This is a genomic window from Vibrio sp. Vb0667 (assembly GCF_033391095.1).
This window is the reverse complement of sequence record NZ_JAWPOL010000191.1, coordinates 1-1359: the sequence shown is the minus strand read 5'-3', so window position 1 is coordinate 1359 and position 1359 is coordinate 1. Positions and strand designations below refer to the sequence as shown.

Sequence of the window (1359 nt, the reverse complement as noted above, 5' to 3'; positions counted from 1 at the left end):
ACCACATTGCGTGATGGCGAGCAAGCGTTGTCAGCAAGCTTGACGGTTAAAGAAAAACTGCAGATTGCCTATGCGCTTGAAAGGCTGGGCGTTGATGTTATCGAAGCTGGTTTTCCTATCTCTTCCCCTGGCGATTTCGAGTCCGTACAAACTATTGCAAAACACATCAAAAATAGCCGAGTTTGTGCCCTTTCGCGTGCCGTTGCGAAAGACATCGATGCCGCAGCTGAAGCGCTAAAAGTTGCTGACCAATTCCGTATCCACACTTTTCTAGCCACTTCCACGATTCACGTTCAAGACAAGCTACGCCGCAGTTACGATGACGTACTTGAAATGGCGGTCAACGCCGTTAAACACGCGCGTAACTACACCGATGATGTCGAATTTTCTTGTGAAGACGCAGGCCGTACGCCAATCGACAATCTATGTCGCATGGTTGAAGCCGCAATTGATGCTGGAGCAAGCACCATCAACATTCCCGATACCGTTGGCTACACAGTGCCAAGCGAGTTCGGTGGCATCATCCAAACGCTTTTCAACCGCGTGCCGAACATCGACAAGGCCATCATTTCTGTGCACTGTCATGATGACTTGGGCATGTCGGTCGCAAACTCAATTGCAGCAGTACAAGCCGGTGCTCGCCAAATTGAAGGCACCATCAATGGTATCGGCGAGCGTGCGGGTAACTGCTCACTAGAAGAGATCGCGATGATCATCAAGACGCGTCAAGAGCTTCTGGGTGTAAGCACGGGGATCAAGCACGAAGAAATCCATCGTACTAGCAAGTTGGTGAGTCAACTGTGCAACATGCCGATCCAAAGCAACAAAGCGATCGTGGGTGCCAATGCATTCAGCCATTCTTCAGGTATCCACCAAGACGGCATGTTAAAGAACAAGAACACTTACGAGATCATGACGCCTGAGTCGATTGGTCTTAAGAACCAAGCACTTAACCTAACCAGTCGTAGCGGCCGAGCGGCGGTGAAGAGCCACATGGATTCCATGGGTTATAAAGAAGATGAGTACAACCTAGACGCACTGTACGCCGATTTCTTGAAACTGGCCGACCGTAAAGGCCAAGTGTTTGATTACGATTTGGAAGCACTAATGCACTTCTCCAACTTGCGTGAAGAAGATGATTTCTACAAGTTGAATTACCTAAGCGTGCAATCGGGCAGCGTGATGGCAACCACCAGCATCAAGATGCAATGTGGTGATGCGGAAATGTGTGAAGCGGCGGTCGGTAATGGGCCTGTTGATGCGCTATACCAATGTATCTACCGCGTGACAGGTTACGAGATCGTACTAGATAAATTCGATCTAACCGCAAAAGGTGAAGGTGAGGATGGTCTAGGTCAA

1 protein-coding gene is annotated in these 1359 nt (G+C 49.3%); it reads left to right on the top strand.

The annotated features are described in order from the left end of the window. On the top strand, window positions 1-1359 hold a 1359-nt coding region (leuA, locus tag R8269_RS26745; RefSeq protein WP_318222818.1), incomplete at both ends, for a 2-isopropylmalate synthase.